Below are 21,934 nucleotides of genomic sequence, written 5' to 3'. Positions count from 1 at the left end.
GCCGCGAGCGCGACGGCCGAGCAGGGCGCGCGCGTCGGCATCGCCGAAGACACCCGCATCGTCATCCCGGCCCCGAGGGCCGAGATGCTGGTACTGGTGAAGGCGATGTGACACGGCGAACCCCGCGCTGGACGCGCGAGACACTGCACATCGCCGACGAGAACGGATAGATTCTCCTCAGGCGTCGCCGCCGGTCCGGTCATTCCGGTTCGGGTGCCGCATGATGGAGGATGAGCACGTATCTGGTGCGTGACGGTCGCGTACCACCAGTCGCACGAGCGACGCACAGATGGAGGCGGGATCAATCGATGGCTAATCCGTTCGTGAAGGCCTGGAAGTACATGATGGCCCTCTTCGATTCCAAGATCGAAGAGCATGCGGATCCGAAGGTCCAGATTCAGCAGGCTATCGAGGAGGCGCAGCGTCAGCACCAGGCGCTGTCGCAGCAGGCGGCGTCGGTGATCGGTAACCAGCGCCAGCTGGAGATGAAGCTGAACCGTCAGCTCGACGAGGTCGAGAAGCTCAACGCCAACGCCCGTCAGGCCGTCACCCTGGCCGATCAGGCGCAGGCGGCGAGCGACACCGAGAAGGCGATCCAGTACACCAACGCCGCCGAGGCGTTCGCCGCCCAGCTGGTCACCGCCGAGCAGTCGGTGGAAGACCTCAAGGTGCTGCACGATCAGTCCCTGCAGGCCGCCGCACAGGCCAAGAAGGCGGTCGAGCAGAACGCGATGATGTTGCAGCAGAAGGTCGCCGAGCGCACCAAACTGCTCAGCCAGCTCGAGCAGGCCAAGATGCAGGAGCAGGTCTCCGCGTCGCTGCAGCAGATGGATTCCACCCTGTCCGCGCCGGGCTCCACGCCCAGCCTGGACGCCGTGCGCGACAAGATCGAGCGCCGCTACGCCAACGCGCTCGGTTCGGCCGAGCTGGCGCAGAACTCGGTGCAGGGTCGCATGATGGAGGTGCAGCAGGCCAGCGTCCAGCTGGCCGGGCACAGCAAGCTCGAGCAGATCCGCGCGTCCATGCGTGGTGACGCGCTGCCCACCGGCAACACCAATGCGGCGATCAACCCGGCGCAGCCGAAAGCCGCACCGGCGCCGAATATCGAAAAAGGGCTGTGATGTTGGAGCGCTGACGCGCTCGAGTTCGCGGCCCCTGGGGGCCGCCGGTCAGGCACCGTTGCTTGCTCCTTCGTCGCGTACGCAACGGCGCCTGACCGGCGGCCCGGCCGCGAACCGCCGCTTCGCGGCGGACCCTCCTCGAGGTCGGGTCGTGCGGGGCTGGGGAGGCTGCTATCGCGATCTCTGGGTGGTTGGGCAAAGCGCTGTAATATTGGTGCGAGTTCGCGGCTGCGAGGGGCCGAACTGTCGCTTCGCGGCGGACCCTTCTCGGGGTCGGGTCGTACGGGGCTGGGGTGGCCGCCATCGAGACCCCGGGCATGTGCTTGTGCGGTGGAAGGATGATGAGGGGATGAACGGCAACAGGCGGCGCGACCGGGTCGATATCGTGGATTCGGCGGCGGTCGCTCAGGTCGGCTCGGTGCCCGCGACCCTGCGCGGGGTCGGCGAACAGGCGCTCGTCGCCGTGCGGCGCTGGGCCGATCCGCGTGAGCGTGAGCTGCGCCGTCGGCGCCGGGTGCGTCGGCGCAGTTTCCAGCTCGGTACCGCGTCGGGCATCACCACGGTCGGCGCGGTCGGGTTGGCGGTGATCTCGGCGCCCGCGTGGGCGGTCGTGGTGATCGGCGGTGGGGCCATCGCCTTCGTCACCGGTACCGCGCTCAGTGCCCGCCGCTACTTCGAGTTGCGCGACAAGCCGCTGCCCCAGGCGGCCTTCGTCGCCCGCAGATCACCCGGTTTGCGCTCGGCCGCGCGCGCCCCTATCCAGCGCCTGATCCGTGCCGAACGGGCGCTCTACGACCTCGGCGCCCAGATCGCGCGGACCCGCCGCCTCCCCGAAGACGAACTGCGCGACCTGCTGGAGACGGCGCGCTCCGGCGCGGGCGCCCTGCACGCGCTCGCCGCCGACGTCGTCGCCATGGAACAGGCCGCCGACACCGTCGGCCGTGCCAACCCGGACACCGTCGCGGCACTGAAAACCACTGTCGCCGGGGTACTCACCCGCCTGGAGACCGGCGTGGTCGAATACGAACAGCTCGTCGCCGCCGCGGCCCGCATCCTCGCGGTCCCTGAGGACTCGGTGCTGGCCTATCAGTTCAACGGCATCGTCGCCGACCTGCGCGAGGCCGCCGACCGGCTCGACGGCTGGGCCCAGGCGCTCACCGACATGGCCGACCGTGGCCCCGACCTGTTCGCAGGCGGAACGGATTCCGTCCGCTAGAGCGCATCGGCTCGCGGTCGACACGCCGGTCCGGGACACGGCGTGTCGACCGGAGTTCAGACCGCGGCGACAGCCTCACGCAGGGCCGCGAGTTCGGTGGCGCGAGGATCGGTGACGGTGGTGGACTCGGGGCTGTCGAAGATCCGGACGGTGCGCTCCTCGGTCGTGAACGGTGCCCAGCCGGTGGTGCCGTCGGTGGCGAAAGCGACCCAGGCGGCGTGGATTTCGTCGGCCAGCGCCTGGGGTGGGGTGGGCCCGGTGAGCGAGTGGGCGTCGTCGATGGTGTCGAAGACGAACGGGATCTCCAGCACGTGGCAGGCGCCGAGTCCGGGAAGACTTGTCGGCCAAGCGAATTCGTACACATGGGCGGTGGCTGCGCCCGCCTCGGCGAAGTCGTAGGTGCCGGAGCGGAAGCTCAGGTCGGTGAGGATGGCGTTGAAGATCTCGGCGGGGCCGGCGTCGGGGCGCTGCGCCGAATAGGTCTGGGCGACGGCGGGATCGATGCCGTAGCGGGTGAGCACGAACGGGAGGGTGTCGGTGGTGATGGCGGCGGCCAGTCCTGCCGGAACGGTGAAGAAGCGGAACTCGTCGGCGGTGGTGCCCGCGATGAGAGGGACCGCGCGGTCCGGATGAGCGCGCAGAACCTCGGTCGGTGGGCCCTCGACGATGTCGTTGTCGGTCACCGGGAACAGACTCATGATGCCGCCGCCCAGCCGGATCACCGAGTGGCCCCAGCGCTGCGGATCGGGGTCGGTCATCACGGCCAGCGCGACGGCGTTCTGCGCGGCGCGCAGCTGATCCGGGCCGAGTCGGCCGAAATCCCGCGCGGTCGGTGCGATCCCGAGCTCGGCGGCCAGCGCGGCGGAGACCTTGCGCGCATCCTCGGGATCGGCCGCGACAGCGCCGTTGCCGCTCTGCATGATCGCCCGGCGGAACAGCCCGGCCGTGCTCGGTGCGGCGATCAGCGCCGCCACGCTCATCGCGCCCGCGGACTCGCCGAAGATCGTCACATTGTCGGGGTCGCCACCGAAGGCGGCGATGTTCTCGCGCACCCAGCGCAGGGCGAAGATCTGGTCGTGCAGGCCGCGATTGGACGGTGCGCCTTCGAGCTCGGCGAAGCCCGACACCCCGAGGCGATAGTTGATCCCCACCATGACCACACCATCGCGCGCGAACGCTGTCCCGTCGTAGATCGCGCGCGCGTTGGAGCCACGCACGAACGCGCCGCCGTGAATCCAGACCAGCACCGGTAGACCCGGGGCGGCCGGGTCGGGCGTCCAGACGTTCGCGTTGAGGTACTCGTCGCCGGGAATGTAGTCGCTGCCGAGCAGAGCGTGGATCGGTGCGGGGTAGGGCGGCTGCGCGCAGGTGGCACCGTGTTCGGTCGCGTCTCGCACGCCTGACCAGGCCGGTGCGGCCTCGGGCAGCTGGAATCGTTTCGGCCCGACCGGCGCCGCCGCGTAGGGCACCCCGAGAAAGCGGGTGACCCCGGCCTCGGTGTGGCCGCGGATCGCGCCACTGGTGGTCGTGACGATGGGTTCCATGGAATTCCTCCTACGCGCGCTGAGCCCCGATTATGGGCGCTTGTCCGGTTCGTCGTCGGTCGTTTGCCTATGGAACGAGCGGTCCGGCCAGCACACGCTCACCCGCCGCGCGGTCGCCGTCCCAGCGCAACTGCGGGTCGTCGCCGGTTTTTCGAGCCCACAGGGCCAGGAGCAGGTCCGACGCGGTGCCCGTCAGTTCGGCGACCGACTCACCCGGACCGTAGGTCCAGTCGCTGCCCGTGTCGGTGGCGCGCAGTCGCAGGGCCACCTCGGGTGCCGCCGCGAGGCCGCGCTGGATCATCCGGGGCGCGAACAGCGTGAAGACTTCGTCGATGCCGTCGACGGCGAGATCGGGGTCGAACGGGTCGGCCTCGCCGAGCGTGTGCTGGCCGTCCCACAGGTGCATGAGCGTCTCGTGGGCGCGGCGGCGCCGCCAGAAACCGACGGTGCGCGGCATGGACCGGGTGAAGGTCCAGGCCTGCTGATCCTCGTTCGCCGACAGCGTGCTCACCATGGCGTCGGCGGTCGACTCGTACCACTCCCGCAGGGCCACGGGATCTTTCGGAGCCGGCTCGCCCTCGGCATCGCCGCGCAGCTCGGTCACCGCGGTGACCACCCACAGATTGCCGTTGCCGACATGGTCGACGAGGTCGTAGAACGTCCAGTCACCGCAGGACGGCACCCGCGCGGTGAGGTCGGTGTCGGCAGTGATGAGCTCGCCGAAGGCGGTGAGCTTCGCACACAGCAGCGCCAAGTAGTCCATGCCGATCACGGTAGTCCGGACCTGGCGACGATCTCGGGGTGAACCCTGATCTACACCCGGATATCGGTGCTGACCTGGTGATCTATCGCCGACTGGGTGGGAGTATCGAGAGGTGCCGGATCGCCGAAGGGCGGTCGTGGAAACAAAGGAGTCGTCATGGTCTTGAAAGTCATCGGCATCGTGGTGGTCGCGGTGATCGCGTTCTGGATTCTCGGCGCGCTGATCGAGGCGCTGATGCCCATTCTCGTGATCGGGGCCATCGGCACCGGCGTGTATCTGCTGTACAAGGCGATGTCGAACAGCGACAAGACCCCGATCAGCTAGTCGTCGGTGGTTAGCATGGCGGGGTGGAACAGGTACCCGAGGACTGGCAGCGCGGTCTGGTGATCGTCGCGCACCCCGACGACATCGAATACGGCGCCGCGGCGGCAGTCGCGCGATGGACGGCGCAGGGCAAGGACATTCGCTACCTGCTCGTCACGCGCGGGGAGGCGGGGATCGCCGGAATACCCCCCGCGCAGGCCGCGCCGCTGCGTGAGATCGAGGAGATCTCGGGCGCGCGCGAAGTCGGCGTGCACACCGTCGAATTCCTCGACCACCCCGACGGGCGCGTCGAGGAAGGTCTCACCCTGCGCCGGGAACTCGCCGCCGCGCTGCGCAGACATCGCCCGGAGATGGTGGTGCTGTTCAACTTCGGTGACACCTGGGCGCCCGGCGTGGTCAACAGCGCCGATCACCGGGCCGTCGGTCGATCGGCGATGGACGCGATCGCCGATGCGGGCAACGAGTGGATCTTCCCCGAGATCGCCGATCTGGCACCGTGGTCGGCGCGTTGGGCGGCCGTCGTCGGTCCTGTCGTCACCCACGCGGTAGATGTGAGCGCTCATCTGGAGCAGGCGCGCGCGTCGTTGTCGGCGCATCGCCGCTATCTCCAGGTCTTGAGCCCGGTCCCGGTGCCGGAGCAGGTGCGCGAGATCGTCAGCTTCGCGACGGGGCCCAAGGAAGGGTTCCCCGCCGAACACGCGGTCGGGTTCGAACTGTTCACCTTCGGCGGCTGATCAGCGGCTTCGGCTCGATATTCGGGCCGACTACGCCAGCGGCGCGCCGGGGGTCGTCGCGTCAGCGCCTTCGGGCCGCGATCCGTTCGACGAGGGGCCGCCAGTCCCGCAGCGGCGCGACTCGCAGGCCGATCACCTTGCCCGCGTCGTCGGCCCTGCGCAGCGCCAGCGCCGCGGCGAAGTCGGGGTCCGCGCGGAAGGAATCGATCTCGGCGGGCGTCATCGGCCCGCCCTGCGCGATGAGCGTGCGCCGGCTCGACTCCGACAAACCGGCGGCGTGCGCGGAATCCGTCGCCACCAGAAAACGTTTCGCGGTCACGTGCAGTTCGATCAGGCGGGCCACGCGGGGACCGAGCAGGCCACGCACCGCCGCGGCACCGTGCCTGCCGTGGTTGGCGTCGTCACCGGGGAACAGCACATGGCCGATATCGTGCAGCAGGCCCGCGACCTGGAGCTCTTCGTCTTCGGGGAAGTCGCGGCGCAGCGACTGCGCGCACTGGCGATCGTGATCGAGGATGTCGACCGGATCGCCGGTGCGGTCTGCGGTGTCCCAGGCGTCGGCGCACTGTTCGAGTAGCGCGAACAGGTCGTCGACGGTGTCGATGCTGGCGTGTGGCACGTGCTCGCTCCTGTGGCTGGCGTTCGACGGTCTCGGTCTCGCGGCGGTCAAGATAGCGCGGAAATCGGGGTTGGGTCGTCCGAGGTGGGCGGAGCCCGGGGGTGTGGCAGGGTGGGCGAATGCGAATAGCTGTGGTGGCCGGACCCGATCCGGGGCATGCGTTTCCCGCGATCGCGTTGTGCCTGCGATTGCAGGCCGCGGGGGACGAGCCCGTGTTGTTCACCGGGTCGAGATGGCTCGACCAGGCGCGTGCGGCGGGGATCAGCGTGCGCAAGCTCAAGGGTCTCGCGCCGCGCCCCACCGACGACGACACCGACGCGGGCGCCCGGATCCACGAGCGCGCCGCCCACATCGCGACCGAGAACCTGCCCGAACTCAGCGCGATGCTGCCCGACCTGATCATCTCCGACGTCCTCACCGCGGGCGGCGGATTGGCGGCCGAGCGGCTGGGGCTGCCGTGGGTCGAATTGTCACCACACCCGCTCTACCTACCGTCGAAAGCCCTGCCGCCCATCGGTAGTGGCCTGGCGCCGGGGGAGGGTGTCCGCGGCCGGATGCGCGACGGCGTCCTGCGCACGATGACCGCGCGTGCGGTCCGCAACGGGCTGCGTCAGCGCTCGGCGGCCCGCGAAAGCATCGGCCTGCCCGCCGAGGACCCCGGTCCCACCGCGCGACTCGTCGCCACGCTGCCCGCGCTGGAACTGGATCGCCCGGACTGGCCCGCCGACACCCATGTCGTCGGGCCGCTGCTGTGGGAACCGACCGACGCCGTGTTCCCTCGGCCCCCCGGCACCGCCGCGCTGGTGATGGTGGCGCCGTCGACCGCGCACACCGGGGTCACCGACATGGCCGAGGTCGTCCTGTCCGGCCTGGCCGGACTCGGTGTGCGAGCGGCCATCTCGACGCTGGACGCCCCACCGGCCGATCTGCCGGAGTGGGCTACCGCGGGCTTGGGCCGCCAGGACGAACTGCTCACCCACGCCGCGGTCGTCGTCGGCGGCGGCGGACACGGCCTGCTCGCCAAATCGCTGTCCGCGGGCGTGCCGGTGGTGACGGTTCCCGGCGGCGGAGACCAGTGGGAACTCGCCAATCGTGCGGTGCGGCAGGGTAGTTCGGTGCTCGTGCGCCCGCTCACCCCCGAGGCGGTCGGCGCGGCGGTGCGGCAGGTGCTCGACGACCCCGCCTTCGCCGAGGCGGCTCGCCGCGCCGCCGCCGGTCTGGCGCAGGTCGCGGACCCGGTCCAGATCTGTCACGACGCCGCCAAGCGGTAGCGGTGCTCGAACGCGCCCGTCCCGGCCGATCCCGGGTGCACTGAGCGGGGCTCTGTCGGCTGTTGCCGAGCGCGAGTATCTTGGGCAACGTGCGATTGACCGAATTCCAGGAGCTGATGCACACCGAGTTCGGCGTGGCGCGCGCCGACGCCATGCTGACCGATCACGTGATACCCCAGCTGGGGCGCACGGGGGCGGTGGCGATCGACAACGGCGTCGACCCACGCGATGTCTGGCGGGCGCTGTGTGCCGACTTCGACGTACCCCCGAATCGGTGGTGACCAGCCCATGGCCGTGACAGCGCAGAAATCGGACACTCGACCGTACCGGTTCGACGAGCGGCTACGGATGATCCCGGTCGACGCCGAGACGCTCTCGGCCAGGGTCGCCCTCGCCGACCCGCACGATTTTCCCGGCCTGCGCAGGCTCGGCATCGCGCTGATGCTGCTCGGGCGCTACGACGAGGCCCTCGACCGGCTCGATCAGGCCCTGGAACTGGCCGATTCCGAGCGGCGCCGGGTCACCGTCTGGATCAACCTGGGCGATGTCTACCGGTACCAGGGCGAGCCGGGGCACGCGGAGATCCTCTACCGCCGCGCGCTGCACGCCAGCCGCGCGCTCGACCCCGAACTCGTCTCCTTCGCCGCCCACCACCTGGGCAAGTCGCTGGCCGAACAGCACCGTCCGCTGGAGGCGCGCGAGCTGCTCACCGAGGCCATGCGCCTGCGGGTGGCCGACGGCGATTCCGAACTCATCGAGTCCACCCGCGCGGCCATGGACCATCTCGACGAGCTGGCCCTGCCGCTGCCGCCGGTGATCGAGGAGCTGCTCGGGCCGGTGCCGCAGTGGTCGGATGAGCACGAGGGCTGTGACGGGAATCTGGTGCGCTCGGGTGGGTACTGGATCAAACGTGGTCCGCGCGCGGTGGCCGAGCACGCTCGGCTGACCTGGTTGCGCGACAACGGGATCGCGGTGCCGGACGTGGTCGCGTTCGCCGAGGACGTGCTCGTTCTCGCCGACGCGGGTGAATCGCTCGCGGGCCGGGCCGACGCGGCCGAGGTCGGCGCGCAGATGGGTCGTGCCCTGCGGGCGTTGCACGAGCTCCCGCTGTCGAACTGCCCCTTCGACGGTGGTCTGGACAACGTCCTCGCGCTGGCTCACCGCCACGTGGTCGAGGGTTTCGTCGACGTCACCGATTTCGACGACGACCATCGCGACCTCTCGCCCGCCGCGATACTGGAGCGCCTGCGGGAGCGGCGCCCGGCCACCGAGGATCTGGTCGTCACGCACGGCGATTTCACGCTGGGCAATGTGCTCACCGGCGGCCTGCTGATCGATGTCGCGGCGCTGGGCCCCGGCGACCGCTATCACGATCTGGCGCTGGCCGAGCGCGATCTGGCGGGTGACTTCGGCGGCGCGGCGGTGACGGCGTTCTATGCCGCCTACGGCCTGACCGAACCCGACCGCGCCAAGCTCGACTACTACCGGCTGCTCGACGAACTGTTCTGACGCCGGCGCTGCTCAGGTGGTCTTGGCGTAGTGGCGCGCGGCCTTGACGCGGTTGCCGCAGGTCGCCATCGAATGCCAGCGCCGGGTGCCGTTCTTGGACGTGTCGTAGAAGAACAACACGCAGTCGGGATGCGCGCATCGGCGGATCCGCTGCGGCGCCCGCGCGATCAAGTGCAGCAGGTTGTCGGCGGCGAGCCAGCCGGGTAGCCACGCCGGGTCGTCGACCTCGGGGATATCGCGTGGTCCCTCGTCGGTCAGCTCACGCCGGATTCGCCCGTGGTCGAGCACCTTGTTCAAGGCGGTGTGGTCGGCGCGGGTGACGGCGTCGTGGACGGCCGCCCGCGCGGTGTGCAGCGCGCTGAGAGTGTGGTCGTCGCCGGGTACTCGATCGGCGAGCCCGATGATCGCCAGCCAGGTGCGCAGCCCGTCGAGATCGGTGAGCAGATCGCCGGGTTCGGCGCCCGCCCATCGGGTGTTGAGCAGGTCGAGAGCAGGGGGTTCGCCGGTGTGCGGACGGGGATCGCGCATGACCGAGGTTATCAACACGACCCTCCTAACTGTCTAAATTGTTTTCAAGGGTTGACGAGAGGGGTGTGCCCCTCTTATGTTCTAACTGTTAAACAACTAATAGGCAGTTAAACATCCCGGGAGGAAACCATGACCACCGTTGCCGCGCCCGCGCTCACCACCGGCCATATCGGCCTCAACGTCGCCGACCTAGACCGTTCCGTCGACTTCTACCGACGAGGACTCGGGTTCGACCAGCTCGGCACCGGCGCCGACGGCGAACAGCGCTGGGCCTTCCTCGGTCGCGACGGTGCGCTGATGCTCACGCTCTGGCAGCAGAGCGACGGCGAATTCTCCACCAGCACGCCGGGACTGCATCACCTGTCGTTCCAGGTCGACGATGTCGATACGGTGCGCGCCGTCGAGTCGGCGCTGCGCGCGGTCGACGCCGAGTTCTTCCACGACGGGGTGGTCGCGCACGGTGAGGGCGCCTCCTCCGGCGGCATCTTCTTCGCCGATCCCGACGGTATTCGGCTCGAGGTGTTCGCGCCGCTGGGCCCCGACACCGCGCCCGCGCCCACCGGACCTGCCCCGACGTGCGGATTCTTCTGATCCACCGGCAACCCCCATAGGAGAAGTGGAGGACGAGGATGTTTCACGCCGGCGAACTGGCCGTGCAGCGACGCATGGGACAGGCCGACGCGGCCGCTCGCGTGGGCCGTTCGATCCGGACCGGGATTCCGGCGGTCGCCGCGTCCTTCCTGGCCGAGCAATCGATGGTGGTGCTCGGCGCCGCCGATCCGGCGGGGCGGCTGTGGGCGAGTCCGCTCACCGGTCCCGCCGGATTCGTGCACACGGTCGACGAGACGACGATCGACATCGACGCGGCACCCTCGTCCGACGATCCGCTGTCGGCGGCGCTGGCGGGTGACAGCGAAGTGGGGATGATCGCCCTGCAGCCGCAGCGTCGGCGGCGGATGCGCGTGAACGGCACGTCGGCGGTGCGCGGCGATGGGCTGCGGATCACCACCGAGCAGGTCTACGCGAACTGCCCGAAGTACATCTCGCGCAGGCATATCCGGGAGTTCTGCGCTGGTGGGCCCGGCCTGGTGCGGCGTGGCGTGGCGCTCACGCCCGCCGCGATGGCGATGGTGGCGGCCGCCGATACCTTCTTCGTCGCCACCGCCGACGTCGACGGGCACGCCGACGCTTCGCACCGTGGCGGCGATCCCTGCTTCCTGCGCGCGCTGTCGCCGACGCGGTTGCGCTGGCCGGACTATCGCGGCAACTCGATGTTCATGACGCTGGGCAACCTCGCCGTGCAACCGCGCTGTGGGCTGCTCATCGCCGACTGGTCGACCGGCGCGCTGCTCCAGCTCACCGGCCGCGCCGAATTAGTCTGGGACAGGGCGGCATTCACCGCCGGGGCGCAATGTGCCGTCGACTTCTCCGTCGAGGAGGCGATCGAACGACCCGGTGCGCTCGCTGTGCGCTGGGGTCCGCCCGAGCTCTCCCCGAACAATCCCTGATCGCACCGAAAGGCCTTCCATGCGTTTACCATTGCCACCCTTCGATCTCGACTCCGCGCGCGCGAAGGTGCTCGCCGCCGAAAATGCCTGGAACACCCGAGATCCCGAACGCGTCGCCGCCGCGTACACCGAGGATTCGGTATGGCGCAACCGTGACGAGTTCTTCACCGGCCACGCCGCGATCGTCGACTTCCTGACCCGCAAATGGTCGGCCGAGAACGGCTACGCGCTGCGCAAGGATCTGTGGGCTTTCCACGACAACCGCATCGCCGTGCGCTTCCAGTACGAATGGCACGACGCCTCGGGGCAGTGGTGGCGCAGCTACGGCAACGAGCAGTGGGAGTTCGCGGCGGACGGGCGGATGGCGCGGCGCGAGGCCAGCATCAACGACGTGCGCATCGACCAGTCGCAGCGGCGGATCTTCGGCCCGCGCGTAGAGGGGGACGACTCGGTGCTGCCGCAGCGCTGACGGCCGGTATCGCTCCTGGATTGCTGGTCGCGGCGGCTGCTTCGCGTGTTGGCGGGCGCGTCGCTTGACTCGAATGGGTGTTCGACTAACCTGGGCGCCAGAACTTGTCGGTGCCGGCCTCTACTGTGGGCGCCAACCAGAGAGACACTCACCTCGAGAAGGGGCACACATCATGGCACCGCAGGCCTACGATCGCGACAAAGCGCTGGAACTGGCACTGGCGCAGGTGGAGAAGAGCTTCGGCAAGGGCGCGGTCATGCGCCTGGGCGAAGAGACCCGCCAGCCGATCGCGGTCATCCCGACCGGTTCCATCGCGCTCGACGTCGCACTCGGCATCGGCGGGTTGCCGCGCGGTCGCGTCGTGGAGATCTACGGTCCGGAATCCTCGGGTAAGACCACCGTCGCGTTGCATGCCGTCGCCAATGCCCAGGCCGCGGGCGGTGTCGCCGCCTTCATCGACGCCGAGCACGCCCTCGACCCCGACTACGCCCGCAAGCTGGGCGTCGACACCGACGCGCTGCTGGTCTCCCAGCCCGATACCGGTGAGCAGGCCCTGGAGATCGCCGACATGCTGGTGCGCTCCGGCGCCATCGACATCCTCGTCATCGACTCCGTCGCCGCTCTCGTGCCGCGCGCGGAGATCGAAGGCGAGATGGGCGACAGCCACGTCGGCCTGCAGGCTCGCCTCATGAGCCAGGCGCTGCGCAAGATGACCGGTGCGCTCAGCAACTCCGGCACCACCGCCATCTTCATCAACCAGCTGCGCGAGAAGATCGGTGTCATGTTCGGCTCCCCGGAGACCACCACCGGCGGTAAGGCACTGAAGTTCTACGCCTCGGTCCGCCTGGATGTGCGCCGCATCGAGACCCTCAAGGACGGCAGCGACGCGGTCGGCAACCGCACCCGCGTGAAGGTGGTCAAGAACAAGGTCGCCCCGCCGTTCAAGCAGGCCGAGTTCGACATCCTCTACGGCCAGGGCATCTCCAAGGAGGGCTCGCTCATCGACATGGGTGTCGAGCACGGCTTCATCCGCAAGTCCGGCTCCTGGTACACCTACGAGGGCGACCAGCTGGGTCAGGGCAAGGAGAACGCCCGCAAGTTCCTGCTGGAGAACACCGATGTGCGCGACGAGGTCGAGAAGAAGATCAAGGAGAAGCTGGGCATCGGCGCCGTACTGACCGCCGAGGCCGACGCGCCCGCCGACTTCTGAGCCGGTGACCACGCCGAGCCCCGGCGGCCACCGCGATTCGGCCGACCCGGTCGAACAGATGCGCAGGCAGCTGGCTCGCCTCGGCATCGAGGTCGAACCAGAGCCGGTCCTGCCGCCCGCGGTAGGGCGCGGCCGAGGTACGGCCGATGGACTCGTCCGGTCGGCTCGTGACACACGGGCCGACATGGACGCGGAGCGGATTCGGTCGGGTGCGGGCGATCCGCAGCGCGCGCACCCGACCGGATTCGCCGATGGTGACAAACCACCGCATTTCGCTGCGCGGGTTGATGATGATCATGAAGAGTGGGGGAGTGCGGGTCGGCGACGGCCCCGCGGCGCACGACGCGAACGCAAGTCCGCGCGGCGCGACGAAGTCTCCCTGCCGTCCGTCGTCGGTGGTGACGACGGACGGCAGGTGGATCCGGTGGCGGCCGGATCCCAGCCGGGAGAGCCCGACAGGCGGGCCGGCACGCGCCGGCTCGCCCCGGGCGACCGTCCCGATGCGACCGTGGAACAGGCCAAAGACGTGTGCCTGCGATTGCTCTCGGTGCGTGCTCGCAGCCGCGCCGAGCTGGAGAAACGCCTCGGCGAGAAGGGTTTCCGCGTCGAGGTGACCGAGGCGGCGCTCGTTCGTCTCGCCGAGGTCGGCCTGATCGACGACATCGCGTTCGCCGAACAATGGGTGCACGAGCGGCACACCTATTCCGGTAGGGGTAAGAAGGCGCTACAGCGCGAGCTCCGGGACAAGGGTGTCGCACCCACCGACGTCGACAATGCCCTCGCCACCGTCACCGACGAGGCCGAACACGCCCGCGCCGCCGACCTGGTCCGCCGCAGACTCCGTACCCTGCCCGAGGACGTGGACCGCGACAAGGCGGTCCGCAGGCTCGTCGGCATGCTCGCTCGCCGCGGCTACGACCAATCCACCGCCTTCGCCGTCGTCACCGCCGAGTTGGCGGGGGCGGGGTTCGAACGCGCCCCGCTGCGCCCCTCCCTGGCCGCCGTCGAGAGCGAGCGGACACCATCCACCGACGAGTCCAGCGGTGCCGGGCCGACGCGCCGCCCGCTGTCACGCGGTATCGGTTCCACGGATGCCGACGCGACCTTCGGTGACACGGCAGAGCCGGACAGTGCCCGCCGCTCGCGCCCGACGCCCGGCGACGAACAGGCCGCCATCGATCTGGTTCGGCGCAAACTGCGTTCCATGCCCGCCGATCTGGACCGCGCCAAAGCCACCCGTCGCCTGGTCGACCTGCTCGCCCGCCGCGGCTACAGCTCGTCGACGGCGTTCGCGGTGGTGAAAGCGGAACTGTCATAGGCGGGCGTCGAACTGCCGCGAGGGCTGTACGCGGCGCGTAGAATGATCGCGCGCGGCGAAACCTGTTTCGGTACAGGTTGATTCGCCGCATCGGTGGTCGCGTGGATGTGGGGACGGGATGTTTCACCCCTGTTCGGGGTGGGAAATCCGGGGTGCAGGGCCGTAGGCGGCCGCCGAACGACGGGGAGGTGGACCCTGGACGCGTTGTGGTCGTTCGTGGTGAACCGGCGAGAGCAATTGCTGGTCGATTCCTATCTGCATGTGTCGGCGGTGGTGCAATCGCTGGCACTGGCGACCGTGATCGCCGTGGCGCTCGGCGTGCTGGTGTACCGCAGTCCGCTCGGGTCCGCCGCCGCCACCGCGATGGCGGGCGCGATTCTGACGGTGCCGTCGTTCGCGTTGCTCGGGCTGTTGATTCCGTTTCTCGGGCTGGGTGTCGGGCCGACGATCGTGGCCCTGGTGCTGTACGCGCTGTTGCCGATCCTGCGCAATACGGTGCTCGGGTTGTCGTCGGTGGACCCGGCCGTGACCGATGCCGCGCGCGGTGTCGGCATGAACCGGATTCGCCTGCTGACCACGATCGAACTACCGCTGGCCTGGCCGTCCATTCTCACCGGGATGCGGGTCAGTACCCAGATGATCATGGGCATCCTGGCGCTGGCGGCCTACGCCAAGGGCCCCGGCCTCGGCAACGTGATCTTCTCCGGACTCTCCCGTCTCGGCAGCCCGAACGCGGTGCCGCAGGCACTCACCGGCACCGTCCTCATCGTCGTGCTCGCGCTCGCGCTCGACGGCGTCCTGGTTCTGCTCGGACGGCTCACTATCCCGAGGGGAATTCGTGACTGACATCGAAACCACCACGCCGGCCCGCGCAAGCGCGGTCTCCGGGGTCGAGATCGTGCTCGACCGGGTCACCAAACGCTATCCCGAACAGCCCGAACCCGCGGTCGACGAGGTGTGCCTGACCATCCCGGCCGGGGAGATCGTGGTGCTGGTCGGGCCGTCGGGCTGTGGCAAGACCACCACCATGCGGATGATCAACCGGCTGATCGAACCCACCTCGGGCACCGTCACCATCGGCGGCCGCGACGCGAGCGCGATCGACGCCGACGAATTGCGCCGCGGCATCGGCTATTCGATCCAGCAGGCCGGACTGTTCCCGCACATGACCGTCGCCAAGAACATCGCCACGGTGCCGGGCCTGCTCGGCTGGGACCGCCGCCGCACTGCCGAGCGCACCGACGAGATGCTCACCCTCGTCGGCCTCGACCCCGACACCTACCGCCATCGCTACCCCCGCCAGCTCTCCGGCGGACAGCAGCAGCGCGTCGGCGTCGCCAGGGCGCTCGCGGCAGACCCGCCCGTGCTGCTCATGGACGAACCGTTCGGCGCGGTCGATCCGATCACTCGCGGGCTCCTGCAGGACGAATTGCTCCGGCTACAGAGCGAACTCGGCAAGACCATCGTCTTCGTCACCCACGACTTCGGGGAAGCGGTGAAGCTGGGCGACCGCATCGCCGTCCTCGGCGACCGGTCCCGCATCCTGCAATACGACACCCCCGCGGCGATTCTGGCGGCCCCCGCCGACGAGACGGTCGCCGGCTTCGTCGGCGCGACCGCCACGATCGACCGACTCGGTCTGACGGTCCTGGCCGATCTCGACCTCGACCGAGGCGTCACCACCACCGAGGACACCACACCGACAGCTCTCACCGCCGCCCTGCGTGACGCGGACCGCGCCTGGGGCATCGTTCTCGATTCGCGGCACCGGCCATCGCGGCGCGTGACGACCGGCGAACTCGCCCACGCGGATTCGCTGCGCGAGCTCGGCACTCCGATCGGTGCCACCCTGCCCGCCGACGCCACTCTCCAAGACGCGCTCGCCGCGCTGCTCACCGAACGGACCGCTTCCGCCGTGGTCGTCGACAACGCCGGCGCCTACCTCGGGATCGTCACCGTCGACACGCTGATCGACCACCTCGCCGCGACCGAAACGAGGACGGCATGATCACCGCCCGGCGGCCCGGTGTCACCGTCAGCGGTTCCACCGATCGGCCGGGGGTGACTCCATGGTGACGAAAACGGTTCCCGGACAGTCACGGTCGATCGGGGACGTGCCCGTCGCCGCAGCCCCGGCGGCCCGCCGACGTGCCGAGTTCTGGCGCCTGCTGGCCCAACCGGCGATAGTCCTGATCCTCACCGTCGGGGTGCTGGTCTGGGCGTTCCGGCGCGATCTCACCGTCACCCAGCAGGCCAGCATCAGCGTGCGCAATATCGCGCACGTGACCTGGCAGCACATCCTGATCACCGCGGCGGTGGTACTCATCGTCGTGGTGCTGGCCGTGCCACTCGGCACACTGCTCACCAGGTCCCGGTTCCGGCCTCTCGCACCACTTTTCGTCGGCATCGCCAATATCGGGGCGTCCGCTCCGGCGATCGGGCTGATCGTGCTGTGCTACCTGGTCACCCGCACCACCGGGTTCTGGGTGGGTGTCGCGCCGATCGCGTTCTGCTCGCTGCTGCCGGTGCTGCGCAACACGATCCTGGGCTATCAGGAGGTCGACCCCGCCCTGATCGACGCGGGGCGGGGACAGGGCATGTCGGCGGGACTCGTGTTGCGCCGCATCGAGTTCCCGCTCGCGGTGCCCTACATCCTGGCGGGCCTGCGGACCTCGTTGGTGCTGGCTGTCGGCACCGCCACCCTGTCGTTCATGGTGAGCGCGGGTGGACTCGGCATTCTCATCGACACCGGCTACAAACTGCGCGACACCGTGACGCTGACGCTCGGCGCGGTCCTGGCCGTCGCGCTGGCGCTGCTGGTCGACTGGCTGGGCGCGCTGGCCGAACAGTTCCTCGGACCGAGGGGGTTGCGGTGAGGCTTGCCGGATTGTCGCGCGGGCTCGCCACGATCCTGAGCGTGCTGGTGCTCGCGAGCTGCGGTCTGCAGTCGGGTGGTTCGGTGCCGCTGTCCGTGGGGCCGGGCAGTATCGAGCCGGTGCCCGAACTCGACGGTGTCGCGGTCACGGTGGGCTCCAAGGACTTCACCGAGGCCAACATCCTCGGCTACCTGATCGAGTTCGCGTTGACGGCCGCGGGCGCGAATGTGCGTGACCTGACGAATATCCAAGGCTCCAACAGCCTGCGCGACGCGCAGCTGAACGGCCAGATCGACATCGCCTACGACTACACCGGCACCGGCTGGATCAACTACCTCGGCAAGGAGAAGCCGATCCCGACCGAGGCGGCCCAGTTCGACGCGGTCCGAGACGCGGATCTCGCCGAACACGACATGGTCTGGGCCGCGATGGCGCCGATGAACAACACCTACGCCCTCGTCACGAGCAAGGGCACCGCCGAGGCGACCGGGGTGCGCACGCTGTCGGACTACGCGAAACTTCTCGCGAAGGACCCCGGCGCCGCGGCCACCTGTGTCGGCACCGAGTTCAATGTCCGCCCGGACGGTTATCCCGGTCTGGCCGCCGCCTACGGGATCGACCAGGGCAGGGCCCAGCGCCAGATCGTCCAGGACGCGCTCGTCTACCAGGCCACCGCCGACGCGAAACAGTGCCGCTTCGGCTCGGTCGCCGCCACCGACGGCCGCATTCCCGCCCTCGAACTGGTGCTGCTAGAGGACGACAGGGCCTTCTTCCCGAAGTACAACGCGGCCCTGGTCATGCACCGCGGCTTCGCCGACGCCCACCCGGAGGTCGCTCGGGTGATGGCCCCGATCTCGGCTCGCCTCACCAACGAGGTGATCACCGAACTCAACCGTCAGGTCGATATCGACGGCCGCGAACCGGCCGAGGTCGCCCGCGACTGGATGGTCGCCCAGGGCCTGGTCACCGCGGGCTGACCGACTGCGGCGGTGTGCCGAACTGTTATCGGCGTTTGCCTGATATGTCGGGAACGCGCGGGTCGCTCACACCACTGCCTCAGCTTCGGCGGCCATGATGGACTGCGCAACGACAACCGGAAACCGGGACGCGCAGCGGTGGGGGTGGCGCGTCCAGACTGGGAGGCTCACGCATGACCATCGAATTCCGCAAGGTGACTGTCCTGGGGACGGGGGTGCTCGGATCCCAGATCGCCTTCCAGACGGCTTTTCACGGGTTCGACGTCACCGCCTACGACATCGACGAGGCGGCGCTCACCGCCGCGCGCACCCGATTCGACGGACTCGCCACGGTGTACCAGCAGGACGTGGCGGGCGCCGACGCGGCCAACACCGCGGCGACCGCGGCGGGCATCACCCTGACCACCGACCTGGCTACCGCGGCGGAGGCGGACCTCATCATCGAAGCGGTGCCGGAGGTGCTCGGGATCAAACGCGACCTGTACGGCAAGCTCGGCGGGCTCGCGCCCGAACGCACCGTGTTCGCGACGAATTCCTCGACGCTGCTGCCCAGCGACATCGTCGACTCCACCGGACGCCCCGATCGGTTCCTGGCGTTGCACTTCGCCAACCATGTCTGGAAGTTCAACACCGCCGAGGTGATGGGAACCGAGCAGACCGATCCCGCGGTGTTCGCCGCCGTGGCCGCGTTCGCGAAGGCGATCGGGATGGTGCCGATCGAATTGCACAAGGAGAAGGCGGGTTACGTCCTCAACTCGCTGCTGGTGCCGTTCCTGAACTCCGGAATCGAGCTCGCCGCGGGCGGATACGCCGAGCCGGCCGCGGTCGACGAGACCTGGCGCATCGCCACCGGCGCGCCCATGGGTCCGTTCCAGATCCTCGACATCGTCGGCCTGACCACTCCGTACAACATCCTGATCAACGGCGGCGAGTCGCACAAGAAGCTCGCGGCATGGCTCAAGGAGAACTACATCGACAAGGGCAAACTCGGTGCCGCCACGGGCGAAGGGTTCTACCGCTACAGCGCGTAGTCGCGCTCGTCGCCGGTGGGCATCGCCCTGGGAACAACAGTGGGGCCCGATCCATCTCGTGGATCGGGCCCCACTGTTGTAGGCGCGCGACTACTTCTTGGTGATGTCGACGCCGGGTGTGGCGTCGGTGAGGACGGAGTCGGCGGCCAGCACCGCGCCGCCCTTCTTGCGTGATCGCAACCGCTTCTCCAGCGTGGTGGCCACAAAGCTCAGCGCCATATTGAGCGAGATCATGATCAGCGCGATGACGATCAGCGCGGGGATCGTGTTCTGCAACGAGGCGCCCTCCTGCTGACCCGACCGCACCAGCTCCACATAGGTGATCTGGTAGCCGAGCGCGGTGTCCTTGAGGACGACGACCATCTGCGAGACCAGCGCCGGCAGCATGGCGGTGATGGCCTGGGGCAGCAGAATCAACCGCATGAGCTGGTTCTTGCGCAGACCCAGTGCCATGGCGGCCTCGGTCTGGCCACGGGGCAGGGACTTGATGCCCGCGCGCACGATCTCGGCGATCACCGCGGAGTTGTAGATGATCAGCGCGATGACCACCGCGGCCAGCGCCAGCTGATCGGAGGGGAACAGGTCGTAGTCGCCGAACACCGCGAACAGGAAGATCATCAGGATCAGGACCGGGATCGCCCTGGCGAGCTCGACGATCGTGCCCGCGACCCAGCGCACCCACGCGTGGTCCGACAGGCGCAGGATCCCGAAGATCATGCCGAAGAACACCGAGCCGACGATCGAGATCACGGCAGCGGTGAGGGTGCCCTCGAGACCGGGCAGCAGATAGGTTTCCCAGATCTCGGCCTCGAGGAACGGCTTCCACTTGGCCGCGGTGAACTGGCCCTTGTCGGCGAAGGCGTCGTAGAGCCACCAGCCCGCCGCGACCAGCACGACGACGACCAGCACCGAGTACAGGTTGTGCCGCAGCCGCGCGCGGCGCCCCGGAGCGTCGAACAGAACCGAAGCGCCGCTCATCGTGCCACCTCGTATCGCTTGGCCAGCCAGCCGAACAACAGCCCGGTCGGCAGGGTGAGGACGACGAAGCCGAGCGCGAAGATCGCACCGATGGAGAGAATGGCGGCTTCGTTCTCGATCATCGCGCCCATCAGGTACGCGGCTTCGGCGACGCCGATGACGGAGGCGACCGTCGAGTTCTTGGTCAGCGCGATCAGCACACTGCCCAGCGGCGCGATGACGGCCCGGAAAGCTTGGGGCAGCACGATCAAGCGGAGGTTCTGGGCGAATCCGAAGCCGAGCGAGCGGCCCGCCTCGGACTGGCCGAGCGCGACGGTATTGATGCCCGAGCGCAGCGATTCGCAGACGAAAGCGGCGGTGTAGACGCTGAGCCCGATGATCGCCCAGCGATAGTTGATGACTTTGATCTCGTCACTGCCGAGCTTCCACCCGAGGGTGCTGTACAGACCGAGCGAGGTGAAAACCAGGATCAGGGTGAGCGGAGTGTTGCGGAAGACCGCAACGTAGGCCGCGCCGACCCAGCGCGCGACCGGAATCGGGGATACGCGCATGCCGGCCACGACGGTACCGATGACGAGCGCACCGATCGCCGAGAAGAAGGTGAGTTTGATGGTTACCCAGAACGCATCGAGGATTTGGTTGTCATACCTCGAGATCAGGTCGAACACGGACGCGCGTCCTCCGATCGGTGTGAAAGCCAGCAGGACACCACCGCATCGGTGACCCGGGAAAGCCCGGGCCACCGATGGTCAGTGGTTGATCAGTAGCGGTCGATGGTCGGCGGCGCGGGCACCGCGATGCCGGTGCCGGCGAAGTTCTTCTCCTGCGCGGCCTTCCACGAACCGTCGTCGATCATCGCCTGGATGGCGTCGTTGACCTTGGTCCGCAGCTCCGAATCGCCCTTCTTCAGGCCGATGCCGTACTTCTCGGTGGTGAAGGGCTTGTTCACCAGCTTGAACGTGCCCGGTGACTGGGCGGCGTAGCCGGCGAGGATGACGTTGTCGGTGGTGACCGCGTCGATCGCGCCGCTGCGCATCGCCTCGATGCACAGCGAGTAGGTGTCGTAGGTCTGCAGCTGTGCCTGGGGGTAGTTCTTCTCGATGTTCTGGGCCGGGGTGGAGCCCTTCACCGAGCAGACCTTCTTACCCGCGAGGGAATCGGGGCCGGTGATGTCGGTCTTGGCGGCGGGCACCAGCAGGTCCTGGCCCGCGATGTAGTACGGGCCGCCGAAATCGACCTTCTCCTTGCGCTTGTCGTTGATCGAGTAGGTGGCCACCACGAGGTCGACCTGGCCGTTCTCGATCAGCGTCTCGCGCTGCGCCGACGGCGATTCCTTGAAGGTGAGGTTCTCCGGCTTCACCCCGAGCTTGTCGGCGACGTACTTCGCGACATCGACATCGAAGCCGCTGTAGGTGCCGTCGGTGTTACGCAGGCCCAGGCCCGGCTGGTCGAACTTGATACCGATGGTGAGTTTGCCGTCCTTGGCGTTCTCCAGGGCCGACTTGTCGTCGCCGCCGCCGCAGGCCGCGGTGACGGTGGCTGCCAATACCAGTGCCGCTGCGCCGATTCCGACGCGCACTGCACGATTGATCCTCATGGGTTTCCTTCTCCTTGTGACAATGGTGCCGCGAGTCAGTGACTGAGAATTTTGCCCAGGAAGTCCCTGGCGCGTTCGGATTTCGGTGCGGTGAAGAATGTTTCGGGTGCGGAGTCCTCGACGATCTCACCGTCGGCCATGAACAGCACGCGATCGCCTGCTCGGCGGGCGAAGCCCATCTCGTGGGTGACCACGAGCATGGTCATGCCGTCTTTGGCCAGGGAGACCATCACGTCGAGGACCTCGTTGACCATCTCGGGGTCGAGCGCGGAGGTCGGCTCGTCGAACAACATCACCTTGGGGTCCATCGCCAGCGAGCGGGCGATCGCGACGCGCTGCTG

25 protein-coding genes and 1 pseudogene are annotated in these 21,934 nt (G+C 68.7%); 18 read left to right on the top strand and 8 right to left on the bottom strand.

Annotation, left to right across the window (positions count from 1 at the left end):
- Positions 1–308 precede the first annotated feature (308 nt).
- Together pspA and pspM are read left to right on the top strand one after the other, a co-directional pair.
- Positions 309–1,121 carry a phage shock protein PspA gene (gene pspA / locus NA12_RS32715; protein WP_067460652.1) on the top strand — a complete coding sequence of 271 codons (813 nt, stop codon included), beginning with the start codon at positions 309–311 and terminating at the stop codon, positions 1,119–1,121.
- A gap of 349 nt (positions 1,122–1,470) precedes the next feature.
- Positions 1,471–2,337: a phage shock envelope stress response protein PspM gene (gene pspM, locus NA12_RS32710; RefSeq protein WP_243654681.1), complete on the top strand. Its 867-nt coding sequence runs from the start codon at positions 1,471–1,473 to the stop codon at positions 2,335–2,337.
- A gap of 56 nt (positions 2,338–2,393) precedes the next feature.
- Here pspM and NA12_RS32705 read toward each other — a convergent pair whose 3' ends face one another.
- Both NA12_RS32705 and NA12_RS32700 read right to left on the bottom strand, forming a co-directional pair.
- Positions 2,394–3,881, bottom strand: a complete 1,488-nt coding sequence (locus tag NA12_RS32705; protein WP_067460649.1) for a carboxylesterase/lipase family protein — start codon at positions 3,879–3,881, stop codon at positions 2,394–2,396.
- A gap of 67 nt (positions 3,882–3,948) precedes the next feature.
- Positions 3,949–4,644 (bottom strand): maleylpyruvate isomerase family mycothiol-dependent enzyme, encoded by a 696-nt coding sequence (locus NA12_RS32700; RefSeq protein ID WP_067460646.1) that lies wholly within the window; start codon positions 4,642–4,644, stop codon positions 3,949–3,951.
- Positions 4,645–4,800: 156 nt separating this feature from the next.
- Between NA12_RS32700 and NA12_RS34280 the strand changes: the two genes are divergently transcribed.
- Together NA12_RS34280 and NA12_RS32695 are read left to right on the top strand one after the other, a co-directional pair.
- On the top strand, positions 4,801–4,968 hold the full coding sequence (locus NA12_RS34280; protein WP_165914744.1) for a hypothetical protein: 168 nt from the start codon (positions 4,801–4,803) through the stop codon (positions 4,966–4,968).
- 23 nt (positions 4,969–4,991) lie between these two features.
- Positions 4,992–5,702 carry a PIG-L deacetylase family protein gene (locus NA12_RS32695; RefSeq protein ID WP_067460642.1) on the top strand — a complete coding sequence of 237 codons (711 nt, stop codon included), beginning with the start codon at positions 4,992–4,994 and terminating at the stop codon, positions 5,700–5,702.
- A gap of 61 nt (positions 5,703–5,763) precedes the next feature.
- Here NA12_RS32695 and NA12_RS32690 read toward each other — a convergent pair whose 3' ends face one another.
- A complete protein-coding gene (locus NA12_RS32690) occupies positions 5,764–6,321 on the bottom strand; it encodes an HD domain-containing protein (RefSeq protein ID WP_207905553.1) in 558 nt (185 codons plus the stop codon).
- Positions 6,322–6,440: 119 nt separating this feature from the next.
- On the opposite strand from NA12_RS32690, the gene NA12_RS32685 reads away from it, so the two are divergent.
- The 3 genes from NA12_RS32685 (at position 6,441) to NA12_RS32675 (ending at position 9,101) form a co-directional block, all read left to right on the top strand.
- Positions 6,441–7,592, top strand: a complete 1,152-nt coding sequence (locus NA12_RS32685) for a glycosyltransferase (RefSeq protein WP_067460639.1) — start codon at positions 6,441–6,443, stop codon at positions 7,590–7,592.
- Between the two features lie 89 nt (positions 7,593–7,681).
- Positions 7,682–7,873 carry a DUF3046 domain-containing protein gene (locus tag NA12_RS32680; protein WP_062988054.1) on the top strand — a complete coding sequence of 64 codons (192 nt, stop codon included), beginning with the start codon at positions 7,682–7,684 and terminating at the stop codon, positions 7,871–7,873.
- 7 nt (positions 7,874–7,880) lie between these two features.
- Positions 7,881–9,101, top strand: a complete 1,221-nt coding sequence (locus tag NA12_RS32675; RefSeq protein ID WP_067460635.1) for a phosphotransferase — start codon at positions 7,881–7,883, stop codon at positions 9,099–9,101.
- 12 nt (positions 9,102–9,113) lie between these two features.
- Here the strand turns inward: NA12_RS32675 and NA12_RS32670 are convergent, their stop codons facing one another.
- Complete coding sequence (locus NA12_RS32670; RefSeq protein ID WP_067460632.1) at positions 9,114–9,629, bottom strand: CGNR zinc finger domain-containing protein; 516 nt, start codon at positions 9,627–9,629, stop codon at positions 9,114–9,116.
- A 129-nt stretch (positions 9,630–9,758) separates the two neighbouring features.
- Here NA12_RS32670 and NA12_RS32665 point away from each other — a divergent pair, with 129 nt between their 5' ends.
- The 11 genes and pseudogenes from NA12_RS32665 to NA12_RS32620 all read left to right on the top strand — a co-directional run bounded on the left by NA12_RS32665 (position 9,759) and on the right by NA12_RS32620 (position 19,018).
- Positions 9,759–10,220, top strand: coding sequence for a VOC family protein (locus NA12_RS32665; protein ID WP_067460629.1), 462 nt, complete (start codon positions 9,759–9,761; stop codon positions 10,218–10,220).
- 38 nt (positions 10,221–10,258) lie between these two features.
- On the top strand, positions 10,259–11,137 hold the full coding sequence (locus NA12_RS32660) for a pyridoxamine 5'-phosphate oxidase family protein (RefSeq protein WP_067460626.1): 879 nt from the start codon (positions 10,259–10,261) through the stop codon (positions 11,135–11,137).
- A gap of 19 nt (positions 11,138–11,156) precedes the next feature.
- On the top strand, positions 11,157–11,606 hold the full coding sequence (locus NA12_RS32655) for a nuclear transport factor 2 family protein (RefSeq protein ID WP_067460623.1): 450 nt from the start codon (positions 11,157–11,159) through the stop codon (positions 11,604–11,606).
- A gap of 172 nt (positions 11,607–11,778) precedes the next feature.
- Positions 11,779–12,816: a recombinase RecA gene (recA, locus tag NA12_RS32650; RefSeq protein ID WP_067460620.1), complete on the top strand. Its 1,038-nt coding sequence runs from the start codon at positions 11,779–11,781 to the stop codon at positions 12,814–12,816.
- A 424-nt stretch (positions 12,817–13,240) separates the two neighbouring features.
- A pseudogene (locus tag NA12_RS34860) lies at positions 13,241–13,774 on the top strand (regulatory protein RecX); the annotation flags it as partial.
- A complete protein-coding gene (locus tag NA12_RS35110; RefSeq protein ID WP_243654811.1) occupies positions 13,769–14,134 on the top strand; it encodes a RecX family transcriptional regulator in 366 nt (121 codons plus the stop codon). The pseudogene NA12_RS34860 and the gene NA12_RS35110, both read left to right, overlap by 6 nt.
- 195 nt (positions 14,135–14,329) lie before the next feature.
- A complete protein-coding gene (locus tag NA12_RS32640) occupies positions 14,330–14,980 on the top strand; it encodes an ABC transporter permease (protein WP_067460661.1) in 651 nt (216 codons plus the stop codon).
- On the top strand, positions 14,973–16,142 hold the full coding sequence (locus NA12_RS32635; RefSeq protein ID WP_067460615.1) for an ABC transporter ATP-binding protein: 1,170 nt from the start codon (positions 14,973–14,975) through the stop codon (positions 16,140–16,142). The genes NA12_RS32640 and NA12_RS32635 overlap by 8 nt, the downstream gene beginning before the upstream one ends.
- 61 nt (positions 16,143–16,203) lie before the next feature.
- On the top strand, positions 16,204–17,010 hold the full coding sequence (locus NA12_RS32630; RefSeq protein WP_243654680.1) for an ABC transporter permease: 807 nt from the start codon (positions 16,204–16,206) through the stop codon (positions 17,008–17,010).
- Positions 17,007–17,987: a glycine betaine ABC transporter substrate-binding protein gene (locus NA12_RS32625; protein WP_084473364.1), complete on the top strand. Its 981-nt coding sequence runs from the start codon at positions 17,007–17,009 to the stop codon at positions 17,985–17,987. The genes NA12_RS32630 and NA12_RS32625 overlap by 4 nt, the downstream gene beginning before the upstream one ends.
- A gap of 173 nt (positions 17,988–18,160) precedes the next feature.
- Complete coding sequence (locus NA12_RS32620; RefSeq protein WP_067460609.1) at positions 18,161–19,018, top strand: 3-hydroxyacyl-CoA dehydrogenase; 858 nt, start codon at positions 18,161–18,163, stop codon at positions 19,016–19,018.
- A 90-nt stretch (positions 19,019–19,108) separates the two neighbouring features.
- On the opposite strand, the gene NA12_RS32615 is transcribed toward NA12_RS32620, so the two are convergent.
- From NA12_RS32615 to NA12_RS32600, 4 genes are all read right to left on the bottom strand, one after another.
- Complete coding sequence (locus tag NA12_RS32615) at positions 19,109–19,996, bottom strand: amino acid ABC transporter permease (protein ID WP_067460606.1); 888 nt, start codon at positions 19,994–19,996, stop codon at positions 19,109–19,111.
- The gene (locus tag NA12_RS32610) at positions 19,993–20,664 is read right to left on the bottom strand and encodes an amino acid ABC transporter permease (RefSeq protein ID WP_067460655.1); all 672 of its coding nucleotides are present in this window, start codon (positions 20,662–20,664) and stop codon (positions 19,993–19,995) included. Before NA12_RS32610 ends, NA12_RS32615 begins: the two co-directional genes overlap by 4 nt.
- 92 nt (positions 20,665–20,756) lie before the next feature.
- Positions 20,757–21,593 carry a glutamate ABC transporter substrate-binding protein gene (locus NA12_RS32605; RefSeq protein WP_067460604.1) on the bottom strand — a complete coding sequence of 279 codons (837 nt, stop codon included), beginning with the start codon at positions 21,591–21,593 and terminating at the stop codon, positions 20,757–20,759.
- A gap of 35 nt (positions 21,594–21,628) precedes the next feature.
- Positions 21,629–21,934: AAA family ATPase (locus NA12_RS32600; protein WP_157106431.1), on the bottom strand; the 306-nt coding region annotated here is incomplete at its 5' end.

This window comes from Nocardia alba NBRC 108234, from assembly GCF_001612665.1.
GTDB classification, from domain to species: domain Bacteria; phylum Actinomycetota; class Actinomycetes; order Mycobacteriales; family Mycobacteriaceae; genus Nocardia; species Nocardia alba.
This window is presented reverse-complemented; position numbering and strand designations above follow the sequence as displayed.

What these genes read in the sequence shown, in the direction of transcription:
- pspA (WP_067460652.1), top strand. Translation starts at nt 309, where the DNA reads ATGGCTAATCCGTTCGTGAAGGCCTGGAAGTACATGATGGCCCTCTTC.
- pspM (WP_243654681.1), top strand. Translation starts at nt 1,471, where the DNA reads ATGAACGGCAACAGGCGGCGCGACCGGGTCGATATCGTGGATTCGGCG.
- NA12_RS32705 (WP_067460649.1), bottom strand. Translation starts at nt 3,881, where the DNA reads ATGGAACCCATCGTCACGACCACCAGTGGCGCGATCCGCGGCCACACC.
- NA12_RS32700 (WP_067460646.1), bottom strand. Translation starts at nt 4,644, where the DNA reads ATGGACTACTTGGCGCTGCTGTGTGCGAAGCTCACCGCCTTCGGCGAG.
- NA12_RS34280 (WP_165914744.1), top strand. Translation starts at nt 4,801, where the DNA reads ATGGTCTTGAAAGTCATCGGCATCGTGGTGGTCGCGGTGATCGCGTTC.
- NA12_RS32685 (WP_067460639.1), top strand. Translation starts at nt 6,441, where the DNA reads ATGCGAATAGCTGTGGTGGCCGGACCCGATCCGGGGCATGCGTTTCCC.
- NA12_RS32675 (WP_067460635.1), top strand. Translation starts at nt 7,881, where the DNA reads ATGGCCGTGACAGCGCAGAAATCGGACACTCGACCGTACCGGTTCGAC.
- NA12_RS32670 (WP_067460632.1), bottom strand. Translation starts at nt 9,629, where the DNA reads ATGCGCGATCCCCGTCCGCACACCGGCGAACCCCCTGCTCTCGACCTG.
- NA12_RS32665 (WP_067460629.1), top strand. Translation starts at nt 9,759, where the DNA reads ATGACCACCGTTGCCGCGCCCGCGCTCACCACCGGCCATATCGGCCTC.
- NA12_RS32660 (WP_067460626.1), top strand. Translation starts at nt 10,259, where the DNA reads ATGTTTCACGCCGGCGAACTGGCCGTGCAGCGACGCATGGGACAGGCC.
- NA12_RS32655 (WP_067460623.1), top strand. Translation starts at nt 11,157, where the DNA reads ATGCGTTTACCATTGCCACCCTTCGATCTCGACTCCGCGCGCGCGAAG.
- recA (WP_067460620.1), top strand. Translation starts at nt 11,779, where the DNA reads ATGGCACCGCAGGCCTACGATCGCGACAAAGCGCTGGAACTGGCACTG.
- NA12_RS32630 (WP_243654680.1), top strand. Translation starts at nt 16,204, where the DNA reads ATGGTGACGAAAACGGTTCCCGGACAGTCACGGTCGATCGGGGACGTG.
- NA12_RS32620 (WP_067460609.1), top strand. Translation starts at nt 18,161, where the DNA reads ATGACCATCGAATTCCGCAAGGTGACTGTCCTGGGGACGGGGGTGCTC.
- NA12_RS32615 (WP_067460606.1), bottom strand. Translation starts at nt 19,996, where the DNA reads ATGAGCGGCGCTTCGGTTCTGTTCGACGCTCCGGGGCGCCGCGCGCGG.
- NA12_RS32605 (WP_067460604.1), bottom strand. Translation starts at nt 21,593, where the DNA reads ATGAGGATCAATCGTGCAGTGCGCGTCGGAATCGGCGCAGCGGCACTG.